Source organism: Streptomyces cavernae, assembly GCF_004023625.1.
GTDB lineage: Bacteria > Actinomycetota > Actinomycetes > Streptomycetales > Streptomycetaceae > Streptomyces > Streptomyces cavernae.
Map to the genome: position 1 here is coordinate 18538 of NZ_RPDJ01000028.1, position 16059 is coordinate 34596.

The following is a 16059-nucleotide window of genomic DNA, read 5'->3' on the forward strand; positions in this document are numbered from 1 at the left end:
AGGAGGTGTTCGCATGGCCCCGTCCGTCACGCACGTGACCGGAACCGTCGCCGGTGGCGTGGAAGTCCGCTTCACCCAAGACGGCATTGCTGTCTGCCGGTTCCGCCTCACCGAGACCCCCACGCAGTGGGATGCCGCCGCGCAGAAGTGGCGTGACCTGGACCCGATTCCCTACATCTGCACCGCCTGGCGGGACCTGGCCAGCAACGCCGCCGAATCGCTCGTCGACGGGGTCAACGTCCTGGTCAAGGGGCGCATCACCGGGGTCAAGGACGACTCCATCTACCTGAGCGTCGACGACCTCGGCATCAGCCTGCGCAGGCGCATCGCCTACACCGAGACCAGCCTGCCCAGTCCGATCGCCGCCCGCCCGGTCACCGCTCCCCCGGCGCCGCAGCCTGCTGCCACGTCCCAACCGGCCACCGGGCCGGGCGGCCCGCCCGCCTGGTGGGAGCACAAGCGGGCCGCCAACTGGTCCTAGCCCGGCCCCTCCACCCCAGCCGCCGACGGCACTCCCCTTCCCGTCGGCCGCTGGTCACTTCCCCCTTCGCCCGCCCCCCGGCGCGGTACCGGTTCGCCTGCCGGTGCCGCGCCCTGCCCGAAAGGCCGGCCATCCATGCCCGCACGCGCCCTGTCCGAACGAGCCGCACGCGCCGCGCTCGCCGCCCACTTCGCCCCCGGCCAACTCGCCGCCGAACTCGCCGAGTACACCCCGGCCGAGGTGTGGGACCGGCGCGTCCGCGACGACGGCAGCAGGCTCCTTTCCTCCTACCGGCCGCGCGAGGAACTCGCCCAAGCAGAGCTGACCTGCTCGTTCGTCATCCCTTCGGACAAGGAATGGCCCACCGCCCTCGCCGACCTGGGGCCTGCGTGCCCGCTGGGCCTGTGGGTCCGCGGCCGCGAGCAACTGCCGCGGCTGACCGGCACGGCCGTCGTCGTGACCGGCAACCGGGTCCCCACCGAGCTCGCCATCACCCGCGCGCACGACTTCGCCACCGCCCTCGCCGAGGCCGATCACACGGTCACCGCCACGCTCGCCTACGGCGTCGACTCCACCGCCCACCAGGCGGCCGCCGAGGCGGGCCGGGCGTCCCTCGCCGTCCTGCCGCGCGGCCTGGACGGCGCCCACCCCCACCCCCACGCGCACGCCTCGCTGCTGCGCTCCGTCCTCGACGGCGGCGGCGCGGCGGTCAGTCTCTACCGGCCCGGCACCGCAGCCAGCGGCGCGACGCTCAAGGCCAGCGCCGTCGTGCTGGCCGCACTCGCCCGGGCGGTGATCCTTGTCGAGGCCCTGGACCACGTCGTGGCGATGTACGCGGCCGAGACGGCCGTCGACCTCCACCGGCCCCTGCTCGCCGCGCCCGCCACCGGCGATGTCCGCTCCAGCGGCAACGCCCGCCTGCTCGACGGGCAGCTCGCCGTGAACAGCCCGGACCCCCGTCTCGCACTCGCTCTGCCCCACGCGCGCGTGGCCCGCGCCGGCGACGTCGCGGACGGCGACCTGCTCCTGGCCGCGGTCGGGGAGCAGGGAGCCGACTACTTCACCACCCCCTACATCGCCCACCCCGAGCCTTTCGACCCGTCGTGCGGCTGCGGCGTGTGCTGCCTCATCACGGAGCCCAGCGAGGTGGTGGTGCTGTCCCAGGGCGATCCCTGGGAGTCCTGCGATCCGTGGCCCGCCGACGACCTCCTGCTCATCGTCTCCGCCCAGCGGCTGACCGACCGGCCCCTCGAGGAGTGAGAGCCGCCATGTCCCCTACGACCTACACGCCGTCACTGCCCGGCCTCACCGCCGACGACAACCTGGACACCGTCATCAACTGGGGTGCCGGCGCCGACAGCACGGCCTACATCACCAAGATGCTCACCGCCCCGGACGCCCACGGGATCAACCTCGATCGCACCGCCGTCCTCTACATGGCCACCGGCAGCGAGTGGCCCGAAACCCGGCTCCTGGCCGACGAGTTCATGATCCCGCTCCTGCGCGAGAACGGCGTGCGCTTCGTCCAGCTGGCGCGCAACGGGCACCTCCAGTCCGACGGGTTCACGATCCTGGACGACTCCCGCCAGCCCGAGCAGCTCTTCGCACGCGGGCCGTGGACGCTGTGGGACGACCAGGAATCCGTCGGCACGGTGCCCCAGGTGGCCGGCACCCGCAAATGCTCCCTGTGGGCGAAGGGCGATGTCGGGGACTGGTGGCTCAAGCAGGTCTTCGGCGGCCGCCCATTCCGGCAGATCATGGGCTTCAACGCCGACGAGGAAGGCCGCCGCTTCAGCGACCAGATCACCTCGAAGATGCCCGGACGCACCGGCGAGTTCCCGCTGATCGACTGGGGCTGGCACCGGCAGCAGTGCGAGGCCTACCTGCTGAAGCGGTTCGGCGTGCTCTGGCCGAAGTCGTACTGCACCTTCTGCTGCTTCTCCGCCTCCATGGGCGCGCTGCCCGCCCACATGGAGCGCATGCGCTCCCACCCGGACATCGCTGGCAAGGTGCTGCGCCTGGAGTACACGGCGATGAGCCTCAACCCGAACGCCAAGCTCTACGGGCGCAAGAGCCTCCTGGAGCTCTTCGACCCGACCCAGCCCCGGGACCGGGCGTGCCTGGAGGCGTTCGAGCGCGAGCTCGACATGCCGTGGGCGCTGTACCACGTGCGCCGCCTGTTCCTGCTGTCCGAGGACGGCAGGCGGCGCCCGGTGAAGCGCTCCACCGAGCGCGTCGACCTCGGCCGCCCACACCAGCTCGCCAGGCGTCTCATCTCCATCTCCGAGCGGCACGGCGTCGATGTCGAGCACGACCCGGTCTTCGGGCGTGCCCGGGCGTGGGTCCGCCCCCGCGCCGATGGCTGGCCGATGGCGGAGGAACTCTTCGCCACCGCCCCCGCCCGCGTGATCAACAAGCAGGACAAGAACTTCGAGGAGTCCTGGGACGCCCTCGTCTCGGGCTCCGCCGCCCAACTCCCCCTCGCCTGAACCGCCCTCACCGCCCCCTCGGAAGGACTTCCCGTGCGCGCAGCCATGCCCTCAGCCCCTGCTCCTCCTCCGCTTCTCCGCCGTGTTGTACCTGGCCACGCCTTCCGGAGCTGACGTACGGGCCGCCATGCAGGCCGGACTCCTGGCCTGCATGACGACCCCCGCCCAGGGCAACGTGATCCCGCCCGGCGCCCTGTATGCCTGCGACAACGGCAAGTTCGGCAAGGGATGGCCCGGCGAGCAGGCCTGGTTCGCGTGGCTGAAGGCGACCGTCGACCGCTACGGCCCTGACCGCTGTCTATGGGCCGTCGCCCCCGACGTCCCGATGGACGCCGCGGCCACCCTCGCCGAGTCGATGCCCTGGCTGGAGCCCATACGCGCCCTGGGCATCCCGGCCGCGTTCGCCGCCCAGGACGGCAGCGAACACGGCCTCATCCCCTGGGACTCGATCGACGTCCTGTTCCTCGCCGGCAGCACCGAGTGGAAGACCTCACCGGCCGCCCACCGCCTGGCACTTGAGGCCCGGGAGCGCGGCCTGGCCGTCCACATGGGCCGCGTCAACTCCCGCCGGCGGCTGCGCATCGCGCAGGCCTTCGGCTGCACCAGCTGCGACGGCACCTACCTCGCCTTCGGGCCCGACACCAACCTCCCCCGCCTCCTGGCCTGGATGAACGAACTCCACACCACCCCAACGCTGTTCGGAGACGAAACATGACGACCCGCCTGCGCCATATCGGCGCCGCGATCATGGGCATCCTCAGCCCCATTCCCTCCACTGTCCCCTCCCCGATGAGCGAAGAGGAAGGCGCCTGGGTCCGCGCACACGCCTGGACCAAGGGACTACGCAAGATCGACGACGCCTACCCCCACGGCTTCCACCGCTGGTGCTCCTGCGAGCGCGGCATCTGCCCCGGCTGCGCCTCCGGGCACCACGACCGGTGCGTCAGCGCCGACGGCCCCCGCGTCGACGAGCACGCCGACACTGTCACCGACGCCCAAGGGTTCGTCGTCGCCGTGATCCGGTACGGACCGGGCCAGCGGCCCTGCCGGTGGCTCTGCCCCTGCCCTCACTCGGCGGACGTCGAAAAGACCGCCGACACCGGCGGCCCCGGGAAACCCACCGCCGCCCGACGGGCCGTGCCCACATCCGGGCCTGCTCCGGACGCCGAGGACCAGCTCACGCTCTTCGCCGACGCCCCGCAGGAGCCCGGGGACGGGGAGGCACCGTGAGGTCCCCGGTCCAGGAGACCCTGCCGTTCGAGGACCTGCCGGAGGTACCGACCGCGTCACCCTGGTGCCAGCGGTGGCGCGAACGGAGGCACTCCTGGGCTCATGTCCGGGACGGAGGCTTCGACGCTCGCCGCTACACCGTGGACGTCATCCCCGACGAGGAGCCCGCCAAGGGGTTCGTGCTCGCACACCATTACTCCGGCTCGTACCCGGCGGTGACGGCGCAGTTCGGCCTGTACGACGTCGTCGACGGCGAGCGGCGGCTCTGTGGTGTGGCCGTGTTCGGGGTGCCGGTGAGCACCGCCGTCCTCACCAAGCCACTGCCCGAGCTCCGGCCGTACACCGAGTCGCTGGTGTGCTCGCGGTTCGTCCTGCTGGATGAGTGCCCGGCAAATTCGGAGTCGTGGTTCCTCGCGAACTGCCTAAAACGCCTGCTCGCCAGTGGTGTACACGGAGTCGTCTCGTTCGCGGACCCTGTCCCGCGCCGGACATCCTCGGGAGAGCTGGTCATGCCCGGGCACGTCGGCACGATCTACGCCGCGACGAACGCCGTGTACGCCAGCCGGGCCACCGCCCGGACGGTGAAGCTCCTGCCGGACGGCACCGTCTTCCACGAGCGCACGGCGCAGAAGATCCGCCGCCAGGAGCAGGGTCACCAGTACGCCGAATCCCAGCTCATCGCGCTCGGGGCTCCGGTGCCGCAGGCCGGGTGCAACCCGGCCGTCTGGCTTCGGGAGGCCCTGGTCGCGGTCGGCGCCCGCAACGTACGGCACCGCGGAGCGCACCGCTACGTATGGCGGCTCGGCAGAAACCGGCGCGAGCGCGAGCAGATCAAGCTCGGCCTCCCCGCCCAACGGCCCTATCCCAAGCAGCCCGACCCCGAAGCGATCGCGGTCTGAGGGCTGTTCAGCCGCGCAGTCCGTACCGCCCGCCGCGGTCGCCGCCCATTGTCCCGTGCTCCCTCAGGAGGAGACCCATGCCCGCCCTCTGGAATCCGCCGCCGACCCTCTCAGTGCACCAGCTCGAAGGCCTTCCCGTGATCGGCCACGCACACGGCCCCAAGAACACCGCCCCCTGGTCGACGCGGCCCGGGAACCGAACCCGATACAGCATCCACGCCGTCGACACCGCCCAGAGCAAGTTGCTCGTGTCGATCAGCAGCGTCGTCATCGCCGGCGGAGACACCGAGTACCCGCACCCCCAACGAGGCGTCACCGGCTGGGCCCCCCTCACGCGTTTCGACCTCATCCTCCTCACCCACCTGCGCACCAGCGGCTCGTACGCCGGACACCAGTGCCACCACCACATACGTGCCTACCCCGAGGCACGGCCCTGCTGGCACTGCAAAGCCCGCCCGCCCGAGGCCCAGTGCACCTACTTCACCACCTCCCAGCCTCACCAGACCGGCCCCGTCAGGGATGCCCGCTAACCCGCCCACCAGGAAAGAGGAACCATGTCGCACTCCAACCCCCTGTACGCCGACCCGGTCGCCTTCGCCGCGACCCGGCACCGCATTGTCATCAACCTGTCCGGCGGAAAAGACGGACTTGTGGCCGGCCTGACCGCGATGGACGCTGCCCGCCAGGCCGGTGTCGCCGACCGCGTCTGGACCGCCCACGCGAGTCTGGGACCGATGGAGTGGCCCGCCGTCACCGTGGACGGCGTCCGCTGGCCGAGTGCCAGCGAACTCGCCGCACAGCACAGCCAGGCCCTCGGCGTGCCGCCCGAGCGGCATGTCGAGATCCGCCGCAGCCGTGAAGTCGACGGTGAACGGGTGCCGTTCGATCTGCTGACCTTCATCGCGGAACGAGGCGACTGGCCCTGGCTCGGTAGGGCCCGCACCTGCACCGGCCCGTGGAAGACGAAGATGGTGTACCAGGCGTTCACCCCGCAGGTCCGCGCGCTCAGGAGGGAAACGGACGGCCCTCTGATGTTCGCCAACGTGCTCGGGATGCGGGCCGAGGAGAGCCCGGACCGCCGCAACCGGGAGGCGTGGCGCCGTACGACCGACAACTCGGCCCGGGTCGTCGACGAGTGGCTGCCCGCCCACCAGGTGAGCACCGAGGAGGTCTGGGACCGCACGATCAGTGCGGGGCTGCCCTACCACTGGTGCTACGACTCGTACCCCGGCGCCAAGGACCGGCGTGGTTCCAGTCGCTGTTCGTGCTCGGCCTGCACCCTGGCCAACCACCGCGATCTGCTGCTGACCGCCGGGCGCCGCCCGCGGCTCGCCGAGCTGTGCGCGCTGGTCGAACGCGTCCGCCAGGTGCCGTTCAACCCGAACATCACCATGGCCGAGCTCATCGCGCTGTCCCGCCGGCGCGACGCCCCGGACCCTGGCGTCGAGGTTGAGGAGACCGAGGACTTCGAGCGGATGGAGCGCGACGTCCACGCCGCCTTGCGCAAGCCGCCCACATGGGACTCCAAGGCCCGTACCGGGCCGGGCGAGCTCCTGCACAGCGCTGCCGGGTGCGATGGCTGCAGCTGACCACCACACCGGCGATCACCCCCATCTGGGAGGGATACTCAATGACGATGACGACGACCCAGCGCATCCTCGACCTCGCTGCGGCGGCACCGGCCAGCCACGGCGAGGACCTGGTGCTGCTCCTGGGCGAGGCGAACGAGCTGTACCAGCAGGGCCTGCAGGCTCTGCACCGGGAGGTAGCAGAGCGCCTCGGCGGACTGGCCACCGCGGACCTGATGTTCGCCGCGGAGAAGGCCGGCATGCCCTGTGAGGCCTCAACGGATCGCGACGAGGTGATCCTGCTGCTGGCCCTGGTCGAGTGGGAGCTGACTCCGGCCGCCATGGCGTTCATGGAAATGGCTGAGGCCGCCGCGCGCCGCGGGGTCTGCTTGATCCCCGAGGAGTAGGCCGGGAGCCGTCAGCGCGACCGCCGGCGAAAAACCTTGAGCCGCGGGCTGGACCTCCCTCCGAAACTTCTGCCATTATTTGCTTTGTGAGCCGGGCTGGCCGGCGCACTGCTGACAGAACGGACGGTTCTGCCATGACCTCGCGCCGTGAGCCTCGCCTGGCCGACGCTGCCGAGATCGCGGCTGAACATGGTCTGACGTCCGCACGGATCAGCCAGTTCTACACCGAGCGCACGGAGAACACGGTCGGCAAAGCGTTCCCCGAGCCTGTCGACAAGCGCGGCCGCGCCCGCCTGTGGGACCACGCGGAGGTCACCGAGTGGTTCGCCCACCGGGCGCCGGCGCGGCTCGCTGGACACACACCGCCCTCCCGCGACCCGGAGGAGCTGCTGAACGCCTCGGACGCCTCGAGGTACCTCGGCTACAAGAACACCAACCAGGTCAACACCTTCCTCCGCGACCACCCCGGTTACTTCCCCGAACCGGACGACGTCGAAGAGAAGGGGACGGCCGAGAACCCTTACCGCCGGCAGCTGTGGAAGGTGCAGACCCTGCAGGCGTGGATGGCCACCCGGCCCGGCCGCGGAAGACGAGCCGGAGCCAAGGAGGCGCCGCCCCTGCCCGAGGTTCCCGCCGACGGCGATCCCGACGAACTGCTGGGGGCGAGCCAGGCGGCCGCGCTGCTGGGGTACAAGAGCGTCGGCTCCTTCTCCAGCAGCCTGTCCCAGGGCAACCTTCCGCTACTGAAGGATACGGACGGGGTTGCCGAGAATGCCGGGCGCCAGAACGGGCGTCGGCGGTGGACGCGCCGGCGCATCCTCCAGCAGGCCGCCCAGCGGTCCAAGAAGTAGTACCCGGCGGTGAGCGGACCTCCGCGCACCGCCCCATGAACGCGGCCCCCGGTTTTGGGAGTTGGTCCCTTGCGGGCCGGGCGTCGCACGATGGCCGGCATGGCGTGGTTCGCCACCACGCCCCGCAGCAGCATCTGCTGCTGCGGACCGGCCATCGCTTATCTTCCAGCACCTGTTCTTGAACTTGGACCTGATCACCCCAGAGCGATGGGAACCGCCATGACCCGCTTCACCTGCGGAGGCTGCGGCACTCTCAACACTGACCGCGATGCGTGCGAGGCGTGTGCCACCGCCAGCCCGACGGCCACCGTCGAGGGGCTTGTGCCCACGGCCCTGAACGATGCCGCTGCGGCCCGCGCGTGTCAGGTCGAGGAGAATGCGCGCGGCAACCACGAGCTTGCCCGCCATCTCGGCACGGTGGCCGACATCCACCTCGACGAAGCCCTCGCCTTGCGCCGCCTCAGCCTCAGCCTCAACTGACCAAACGCCGAGGGTCTCCGAGATCAGGCGCCCATGACCGCTGCCGTGGGCTGCTCCTGCCTGAAAACCCACACGATCGCGGGTCCTCCTGAGCACTCGCGCAGTCGCGTGGTCGGGGCCATGGTCGGGGCTCCACTGCCCCGACCACGCGAGTGTTCCTGCGTTGTGACCTTGGTCGGGGTCTCGTGGTCGGGGGTGAGGTCGGGGGCTGAGGGTTGCCTCTTCTCCATGACCCGTCCCACATCAGATGCTGCGGCGGCCGCCGAGTTGGCCCCCAGCCCAGCTGAACCGCTGCGCCTGCAGGTCCTGACCGCGCTCGCCCTGCACCGCATGGTCACGACCGGCCAGTTGCGCCAGATGCTGCGACCGGACAGCTCCCGCCAACTGGTCTCCCGCGTGCTGAACAAGCTGCGTTCCACGGGCTTCGTCGACCTCACCCCGCTGCCGGACTCGGACCGGTCGCGTACGCACGCCTGGTACCTCACCCCGGAGGGGGCGCGTCTGACCCGCGATCTCCCCATCCTTCGGGGGCGCCCGCCGTATCCCATCACCTCGACAACCGCAGCGTCGCTCAAAACGCCGCACACGCTGACCGTCGTACGGTCCCACCTGCCGTTTGCGGTAGACGCCCGCCGGCTCGGGCACGAGCACGGCCCGTGGGACTGGACTCCCGAGGTGGCTCACCCCATCGGAGAGGGCGAGCGGCTCGTTGCCGACGCCGTCATGCACTACACCGTCGTCGACGGCGAACACCGGCGGAAACTGCGCGCGTTCGTGGAAGTCGATCGCAGCACCATGAGCAGCGAGCGCCTGGCCGTGAAGTTGATCGAGTACGCCAGATTGTTCCAGTACGAAGCCCAGTCCGTCGGACGCCGCAGGCCCGTCTCCACCGGCCCGGCATGGCTCCGCTGGTATCCGGTGTTCCCTCGGTTGCTTTTCGTGCTCACCGGTGCTTCCCGAGCCAGGCTGGGTGACCGAATCAGCGATCTGCAGGCGATGGTCGCTCAGCACCCGCTCGTCGCAGCCCTCGCCCGCGAGGTTCAGTTGGGGGCCGTCGTCCTAGAGGACATCGAGGAGCACGGTCCGTCCGGGTCGGTGTGGGTACCGTTGACCGGGGGCGAGCCTCGCCCATGGACCGATCTGTAATGACGTCGTCCGTGCCGGCCGGGAGGGTTGGCGGATGGCTGACGCGTTCAGCCTGGTGAGCCTGGCTGGTGGGATTGCCGACTTCACCGGGCTGTACTTCTTTGCGCGGTACCGTCACGGCGACTGCTGGCGTCCCGCACCGAGTCCCAACGAGTCCCAGACAGCTCCCGACACCTTGGAGTGGTTGAGATGTCGCACATGGAGGAGCCCCGGAGGGCACTCGACGCGGCGGGTAATCGTGTGATCGTCGATCCGGACCTGCCAGCCAGGACGCGAAAGACACTCGCCGCCGGGCTTCCTCTGTACTCCGACTTCTCCCTGTATACCGAGGATGAGGCGCCCGTCTTTACCAGTCTCTCCGGCATCGCGATCGTGCTCTCGGCGACTTTGGGCGGTGCCAGTTTCTGGCTCGCCCGGCAGTCATCCACCGTGTGGGATGAGTACATTGCCCGCCCGCTGCTGGGCGGTCTCGGGGCGGTTCTTACCGGGCTGGGGGCAGTTGCCCTGCTTGGCTGGGGCCTGGTCCGCGGGGTCCCGCTCATCCGGCCCGCTCTGGCTCGCCGCGCCTACAAGCGCCTGGCCACTCGGCACCGCGACCAGGTAGTCGTGGTCGGCGAGTTGGACGCTGTGTGCCGGAGTCTGGGTGAGCGTGCCCTGCGCTCCGTCGATGCGGTGCTGAAGATGTCGGCGGAGCGGTCCGCAGCCGGCGGTGCCGAGGCCGAAGCCCGCCTCCCCTATGCGCTGTGGGAGATCGGACAGGACCTTCAGAAGATCAGCGACCTTGGTTCACCCTCCGGCCCGACAGACGCCGATCCGGACGAGGACCTCGTACAGCAGGCCGTGGCTGCGGTCACGGCTCGCGTCGAGGCGATCGAAGCCGAGGCCGGCCAACTGGCGGAGGATCTCCGGCAGGACGAGGAGCTCCGGGCGGACGGACGTCGTGCGATCGCCCAGACGGAGACCGATCGGGAGGCCGCGCTGCGGCACGAAGCCCTCCTGGACGTCGTCGCTCGCACCCAAGCCCGCCAGGAGGCCGACCGCCCCCAGCTTTCGATCGGAGGCGGAGACCGTGGGTGACTTCTACGAGCGGATCGTCGACGTCGAGGTGACCGGCGAGGAGGCCGGGGCGCTCGCGGAGCGGATGGTCGCTTGGATGGTCACCGAGGGCCTGATCACGCGTGAGGTCTCGAGTGACGGGGTGTACAGCCTGACCGTGGACGAGGGGTACGTGCCGGGCCCCAACTGGGCGCGGGCCGTTGCCGACCCATCGGACCCGACCTGGCTGCCGGGCCCGGTGGCCGTCATCGTCGGGCGTGACTACCACGTAGGTGGTCAGGGTGCGGACGATGCGGAGTACGCCGTCTGCCCACGGTGCGAGACCAAGACCGTGATCATCAACTATCCCGAGGAGTTCGAGGCGGACGAGGAGGTCTGGAAGCCGTTCAAGGACGGCATCGCCGCCTGGAAGGAAACAGGTCAGGGGCGTGCCCCTTGCTCCACCTGCGGTGCCGCGGTCTCGGTCACCGAGTGGCGGTGGGAGTCCGGCTTCGCGGTCGGCGCCCTCGCCTTCGACTTCTGGGGCTGGCCGCCTCTCTCCGTCAGCTTCTGCACGGAGTTCAGCCATCAGCTGGGGCACCGCACCGTGGAGCACATGGGCAAGTTCTGAATGGGAGTTGCCCCGCATGGTTCGACCGCCGCTCTGTGCAGAACGGGAAGACGAGAACACGAAGTCGGCGCCCCAGACCAGGGTCTGGGGCGCCGTGCTGTTGGTCCGATCCGCTACGCCTTGAGCGGCGGGCCGCTGAACGGGCCCGCCGATTCGTCGACCGTGTTCACGCGTTGACGGAGGCTGTCGAATGGGACGACCGTCGCGTCTACGCCGTGCCCAGCACCGCCGCAGGCAGCGTCCTCGGCACGGCCAACGGCGTGGTGAAGGTAGCGCACGGCCGTCCGACCGCGTCCTGAGGCGAGGGCCTCCTGAGCCTCGTCGAGCCAGTTGAGAGCACTTCGCGCATCATCGGCCGTGGATGCGCCGAGCCACATGCGCAGCGGGTGTGCGTCCTGGAGCAGTTCCTCGGCCACGGGCCGGAGTTGCGCCTCCGAGCGTGCCGCACGGACCGCTTCCACTGCTGCTGCTGTTATGAGGAGGACCGCGACGGTGGCGCAGATCCACAGGTACCAGGAGGAAGAACTGCTGCCCATGCCCAGTTCGGCCCGCGCCCTGCGGGTCGCGGCGTTCATCATCAGCCCGCCGAGCAGCAGGATCGGCCAGGCGACGGCGAGCCCGAGCACGTGGCGCTTGCGCAGCTCTCGTTCGAGGCGCGTGCCGAAGCACAGGGGGATCAGCAACTGTGAGGCGCTGTACGCGGGAACGGCGACGAGCACGACCGTAAACGAGGCCTCGGGCCCGGTGGTGGGGAGCATGGACAGCGTCTCCTTGAAGGTGCCGATGGCGCGGGACGGCGGCGACCAACGTATGAGCCGGCTCTGGAAGCGGACCTCGCGGCCGCCGACCGTCACCGCGCCAAGAGGGTGGTGGTCTCACGCCTGGCGGAAGAGCGGGGGAAGCAGGCCATCGCCCGGCCAGAACTCCTGCTCGGCGACGAGGCCGGTGAGGAACATGTCGACCTCGGCCAGGACGGCGGCGCGCTCCTGCGGCCCGTAGGTGATGAACTGGTCGGCGGCGGCGTCGAAGGCCCGCACGTGGCTGTTGGGGCCGACGCAGACAAGGGCGCGCCCGATCTCGGGCAGGCCGAGGCTGAGGGCGTCACACTCTCCCGTGCGGACGAGCTGCACGAGGTCGGTGGTGACCGTCTCCCAGTCGCCGACCCACGGCCAGCCTGCACCGCCGTCCAGTTCATGGGTGAGCGTGGACAGCGGAATGATCTCGCCCGGCTGGCGTCCCTGGGTGAGGCGGTCGTGAATCCGGGCGCCGTCGGGCTGCCGCACCTGGGGGTGGAGCAGGGAGTCGGCGGCGACCACGGTGGTGTTGATCTCCTGGGTACCGGAGTCGGGGTAGTACGCCTCGTGCGCGAAGAGCAGATAGGTGTCCGTGGCACGGGCTGAGTCGTCGGTCTGGCTCTGAGTCATGGGCTGGGATCCCTTCAGCAGTGAAGTGCCGGGCGCGGATGCATGGGTTGGCCGAGCCGCTCGCTCGAAGCCGGGCGGGAGTGGGCCCAACGGGCCTTCGCCGCCGTGGGACTGGTCCGCTTGTCCGGACGCCGATCCGGCGCGGGTGCGCTCGCGGGTCTCGGTGACTTGGTCGGCGAGCTGGACCATCAGCCGCTCCCGGTCGATGAGTCGAGCCGAGGCCGAGTTGGTGTCCTCGGCCTGGAGCAGGTCGGCGGCGTCCCACAAGAGGTTGTGGCCGATCTCGGCCGAGCGGCGCAGTTCGTAGCGGTCGCTGTCGGCGGCGGCCTGGACGAGGTAGGCGTGCAGGGCGACGAGTCGCTGCAGGTACCGGCAGGCAGCGTCCCCTTCGACGCTGCGGACGTGTTCGCCGGCCCGGTCGTCGAGCCGGTCGGGAAGGTGCTCGGTGAGCAGCGGGGCGAGCAGCATCGCCGGCAGCACAAGGTCGGCGGGTATGCCACGGTTCAGGGTGTACAGGGCGGCGAAGAGGCTGATGACGCCCACGAGGACCGTGGAGAACCGTAGGGATGCGGGGCTGGTGGCGGTCAGGGCGATGCGGTGGGCGGGGCGCCGGGTCAGCCAGCGCATGGCCAGCCGCTGTGTCAACGTCGCGCCGGGAGTGAGCACCCCGATCTGCCGAGGGAGCTCAGGCAGGGTGCCGTCGCCGGGCACGGTCCAGGTCAGCCAGCCCCACCCGGTGCGCTCGTGCACGAGCGCGGGCTCGCACGCGCCGGTGCACGTGGTGTCGCGGCAGACGTGGCCGGTCAGCAGCGCGCGGGATCGTTCTTCCTCCCACCGTCGCGGATCGCGGGCGAAGGGACGGAGAGGCTGTTGGGGGGCCGTCCGGGGTGTGTGAAGCGTGTCCGTCATGAAGTGCTCCCTTCCAGAAGTTCGGTCATGGCGGTGAGGGCCGAGGTACAGGTGGCGCAGCGGCCGTCGCCGTCGGGGTGAGCGCGACGGGGAGTCGGCCCGGGGCAGGTGCGGCACAGCGGCCAGTCGAGGCAGGCCGGGCAGAGGTCTTCACCGGGGGCGGTGCCGGGCCTGCCGCAGCCCGCGCATTCGACGAGCGCCCGGTAGGTGAGCGCCTGGTCGACCGTGCGGGCGGCGGCGGACGACGGCGTGGAGGGCTGCGTCGTCCACGAGGCCTCGCCCGGGTCGACGTCGTCGAAGCTGGCAACAGGAGGCGGGTAGAGCTGAGCGGAGCGCAGCCGGGCGGCGACGATCGCGTCGACAGAGGTTCGGATCTGGCTCGGCAGCGGACGGCTGGTGATGACGTGGCGCAGCTGCTCGGAGCTCCAGCCGGCATCCAGCATCGCGGTCATGACCCGGCCCTGGTCGTACAAGGCCTTCTCCTGCAGAAGCAGTTCGGGATGGGCTGACCCGATCGACAGCAGCAGCCGGGTGCCCGGATCCAGATCCTGCGGCGTCGGCGTGGCCGTCCGCTGCGGAGGCGCAGCCGGGCGGCCGCTCGTGCGCTCGCCGCGGGCGCACGGAGGGATGGAACTGGTCTTCTGCTTGTTGGTCTTCTTACTGATGGTGTTCTTTGTGGGGCGGTCAGCCAACGTAGGGTTATCCAGTCCTGGATTTCCCGACTCTGGTTGTGACCTGGTGTTTTGCAGGGCAGGCAGGTCGGTGATGAAGTACGTGGCCGAGCCGAGGGTGCCGTCGGGATTCCGGTCGCGGTCCCGTTGCAGGAAGCCGTAGCGCTCGAGCTCCTCCAGCCCGGTCGTCACCGCGTCCACGCCTTCGCGACCCCGCCGGGCCAGGTCCGCGACCGTCATGTGCCAGCCCTCGCGATGGGTGCTGATCAGTCCGAACAGCCCCTTCGACTTGAAGGACATGCGCTTGTCGCGGAACAGGCCGTTGGCGATCTGCGTGAACTGGTCCCCGGCCATCACGCCGCGGCGGATTCCCCTGCCGTAGTCGCCCCGGCCGTCCGCGGGTGCCGACGGCGCATGGAGCGCTGTGGCGGCGTCCGCCATGAGGGCGTCGACGAAGGTGGGGTGGTCGGTGATGGAGTAGACGATCTCGCCGAGGGTGCCGTTCGTACGGCGCAGGCGTTCGCGGATCAGGTAGCCGTGGGTCTCCAGTTCCTTCAGCCCAGTGCGGACCGCGTCCCGGCCGTCGGGCCCGGAGCGGACGAGGCCGGCGACGGTCACCTGCCAGCCGTCCTGGTGGGTGCTGATGTATCCGAAGATGCCTTTCGCCTTGTAACTGAGGCGGTTGTCGCGGAACAGGCCGTTGGCGATCTGCGTGAACTGGTCCCCGGCCATCGAACCGCGACGAACCCGTGCTCCGGTCATCGCGCGTCCGCAAGTGCGCTGTGTGCGCGGCAGCCGGGGCAGCCCGCACCGCTCGCGTGAGCGAGACGGCCGGTGCCTGCGGTCGGGGGGACGTGCGTGAGATCCATACAGGCAGCTCACCCGTCGACACCGACCAGGACGGCGGCCACAACCCCCGACCACCGATCACGATCCGGCAACATGCGCGCTGGGCTGCCATGGTCGGGGGCGTGGTCGGGCCCGACCAGCCCTCGGCCACGTCCCATACGCACGGCGCTCGGATAGCGGACTTGCGGGCACAGCGGGGCGGCTCCCGCCTGCTTCACCACTACGAGGCGGCAGTGGCCTGCTGTACGAGCGGGTCCGCTACGGGCGAGCCATGGTGCACGGCCCCGAGCCGGTGCACCGCCACATCGTCTACCTACGGGAGGTGATGCGGCCCGCCCCTTGAATGGGGGTCTCGGGTCTGATCTCTTGGCCTCAACGCGAGCCCCTGCCCCACCGGCAGGGGCTTTTGCGTTCCCGGCCGTCGGGACACCGAGCGGCATCTCCGGAACCAACGGAAGCCGACACGGACGAGTGGTGGGTTGCGGCCTGGCGTCCCAGCGTCGCGTTCTTCCTGACGCAGACCTGCTGAACGTGCGCGTCGATACGTCGAGTTGCGGCGCTAACCCCCGGGTTCTCCATCGTCCTCATCGCCGTCCCGGTCCGGTACGCGCACCTTTCCGATCCAGCTCTTGGAGGAGCAAGTGAGTAACAAGCAGGGCACCCCCAGCCCCGATCCGTCCGGCGTGGCGGTCGGTGGGCATCCGGCGCAGCCCGCGCGGGAGGCCGGGGAGCAGGCCGCGGATCGGAAGGACTTCGTGAAGAAGGCCGGCCTGGCTGCGATCGGCGGTGCGTTCTCCGGGACGTTCCGTGTGGTGGCTGCCGCGGTCCGCGACGCCGTCCTCGGAGATTCCGGCACGGATTGAGGCCCCCCGCTTCGGCGGTCAGGCTGCCAACTGTGTCCCGCGGCCCGCGTCGCACGACGGTCTGATCCGGCTGCGCAATCGGTGCGCACTGCCGACTGCGCAGCCGCGCGCGGGCCGTTGCGCAGA

General features: G+C 70.4%; 18 protein-coding genes. 15 read left to right on the forward strand and 3 right to left on the reverse strand.

The window, feature by feature from the left end; genetic code table 11:
* Positions 1-13: 13 nt before the first annotated feature.
* The 14 genes from EF387_RS32685 to EF387_RS32750 all read left to right on the forward strand — a co-directional run bounded on the left by EF387_RS32685 (position 14) and on the right by EF387_RS32750 (position 11217).
* Complete coding sequence (locus EF387_RS32685) at positions 14-481, forward strand: single-stranded DNA-binding protein (protein ID WP_128380279.1); 468 nt, start codon at positions 14-16, stop codon at positions 479-481.
* Between the two features lie 135 nt (positions 482-616).
* Positions 617-1741, forward strand: coding sequence for a DNA-processing protein DprA (locus EF387_RS32690; protein ID WP_128380280.1), 1125 nt, complete (start codon positions 617-619; stop codon positions 1739-1741).
* An 8-nt stretch (positions 1742-1749) separates the two neighbouring features.
* Entirely contained in the window at positions 1750-2970 is a 1221-nt protein-coding gene (locus EF387_RS32695; RefSeq protein ID WP_202918439.1) for a hypothetical protein, read from the forward strand.
* Between the two features lie 151 nt (positions 2971-3121).
* On the forward strand, positions 3122-3685 hold the full coding sequence (locus tag EF387_RS32700; protein WP_128380281.1) for a hypothetical protein: 564 nt from the start codon (positions 3122-3124) through the stop codon (positions 3683-3685).
* Complete coding sequence (locus EF387_RS32705) at positions 3682-4200, forward strand: DUF6248 family natural product biosynthesis protein (protein ID WP_128380282.1); 519 nt, start codon at positions 3682-3684, stop codon at positions 4198-4200. The genes EF387_RS32700 and EF387_RS32705 overlap by 4 nt, the downstream gene beginning before the upstream one ends.
* On the forward strand, positions 4197-5099 hold the full coding sequence (locus EF387_RS32710) for a Mom family adenine methylcarbamoylation protein (protein ID WP_202918441.1): 903 nt from the start codon (positions 4197-4199) through the stop codon (positions 5097-5099). The genes EF387_RS32705 and EF387_RS32710 overlap by 4 nt, the downstream gene beginning before the upstream one ends.
* Before the next feature lie 77 nt (positions 5100-5176).
* Entirely contained in the window at positions 5177-5629 is a 453-nt protein-coding gene (locus EF387_RS32715; protein WP_128380283.1) for a hypothetical protein, read from the forward strand.
* A 24-nt stretch (positions 5630-5653) separates the two neighbouring features.
* Positions 5654-6688, forward strand: a complete 1035-nt coding sequence (locus EF387_RS32720; protein WP_128380284.1) for an adenine nucleotide alpha hydrolase family protein — start codon at positions 5654-5656, stop codon at positions 6686-6688.
* A gap of 41 nt (positions 6689-6729) precedes the next feature.
* Entirely contained in the window at positions 6730-7074 is a 345-nt protein-coding gene (locus tag EF387_RS32725; protein WP_128380285.1) for a hypothetical protein, read from the forward strand.
* Between the two features lie 134 nt (positions 7075-7208).
* The gene (locus tag EF387_RS32730) at positions 7209-7925 is read left to right on the forward strand and encodes a hypothetical protein (protein WP_128380286.1); all 717 of its coding nucleotides are present in this window, start codon (positions 7209-7211) and stop codon (positions 7923-7925) included.
* Positions 7926-8144: 219 nt separating this feature from the next.
* Positions 8145-8405, forward strand: a complete 261-nt coding sequence (locus tag EF387_RS32735; RefSeq protein ID WP_128380287.1) for a hypothetical protein — start codon at positions 8145-8147, stop codon at positions 8403-8405.
* A 228-nt stretch (positions 8406-8633) separates the two neighbouring features.
* Positions 8634-9551 carry a replication-relaxation family protein gene (locus EF387_RS32740; RefSeq protein ID WP_128380288.1) on the forward strand — a complete coding sequence of 306 codons (918 nt, stop codon included), beginning with the start codon at positions 8634-8636 and terminating at the stop codon, positions 9549-9551.
* Positions 9552-9749: 198 nt separating this feature from the next.
* The gene (locus tag EF387_RS32745) at positions 9750-10628 is read left to right on the forward strand and encodes a hypothetical protein (RefSeq protein ID WP_128380289.1); all 879 of its coding nucleotides are present in this window, start codon (positions 9750-9752) and stop codon (positions 10626-10628) included.
* Positions 10621-11217: a hypothetical protein gene (locus EF387_RS32750; protein WP_128380290.1), complete on the forward strand. Its 597-nt coding sequence runs from the start codon at positions 10621-10623 to the stop codon at positions 11215-11217. Before EF387_RS32745 ends, EF387_RS32750 begins: the two co-directional genes overlap by 8 nt.
* A gap of 113 nt (positions 11218-11330) precedes the next feature.
* Here the strand turns inward: EF387_RS32750 and EF387_RS32755 are convergent, their stop codons facing one another.
* From EF387_RS32755 to EF387_RS32765, 3 genes are read right to left on the reverse strand one after another with little or no spacing between them, the layout of a single operon-like run.
* Entirely contained in the window at positions 11331-12071 is a 741-nt protein-coding gene (locus tag EF387_RS32755) for a hypothetical protein (RefSeq protein WP_128380291.1), read from the reverse strand.
* A gap of 21 nt (positions 12072-12092) precedes the next feature.
* Complete coding sequence (locus EF387_RS48700; RefSeq protein WP_238431830.1) at positions 12093-13550, reverse strand: hypothetical protein; 1458 nt, start codon at positions 13548-13550, stop codon at positions 12093-12095.
* A complete protein-coding gene (locus EF387_RS32765) occupies positions 13547-14983 on the reverse strand; it encodes a hypothetical protein (RefSeq protein ID WP_128380292.1) in 1437 nt (478 codons plus the stop codon). The genes EF387_RS48700 and EF387_RS32765 overlap by 4 nt, the downstream gene beginning before the upstream one ends.
* Positions 14984-15711: 728 nt before the next feature.
* On the opposite strand from EF387_RS32765, the gene EF387_RS32770 reads away from it, so the two are divergent.
* The gene (locus EF387_RS32770; RefSeq protein WP_128380293.1) at positions 15712-15933 is read left to right on the forward strand and encodes a hypothetical protein; all 222 of its coding nucleotides are present in this window, start codon (positions 15712-15714) and stop codon (positions 15931-15933) included.
* Positions 15934-16059 lie beyond the last annotated feature (126 nt).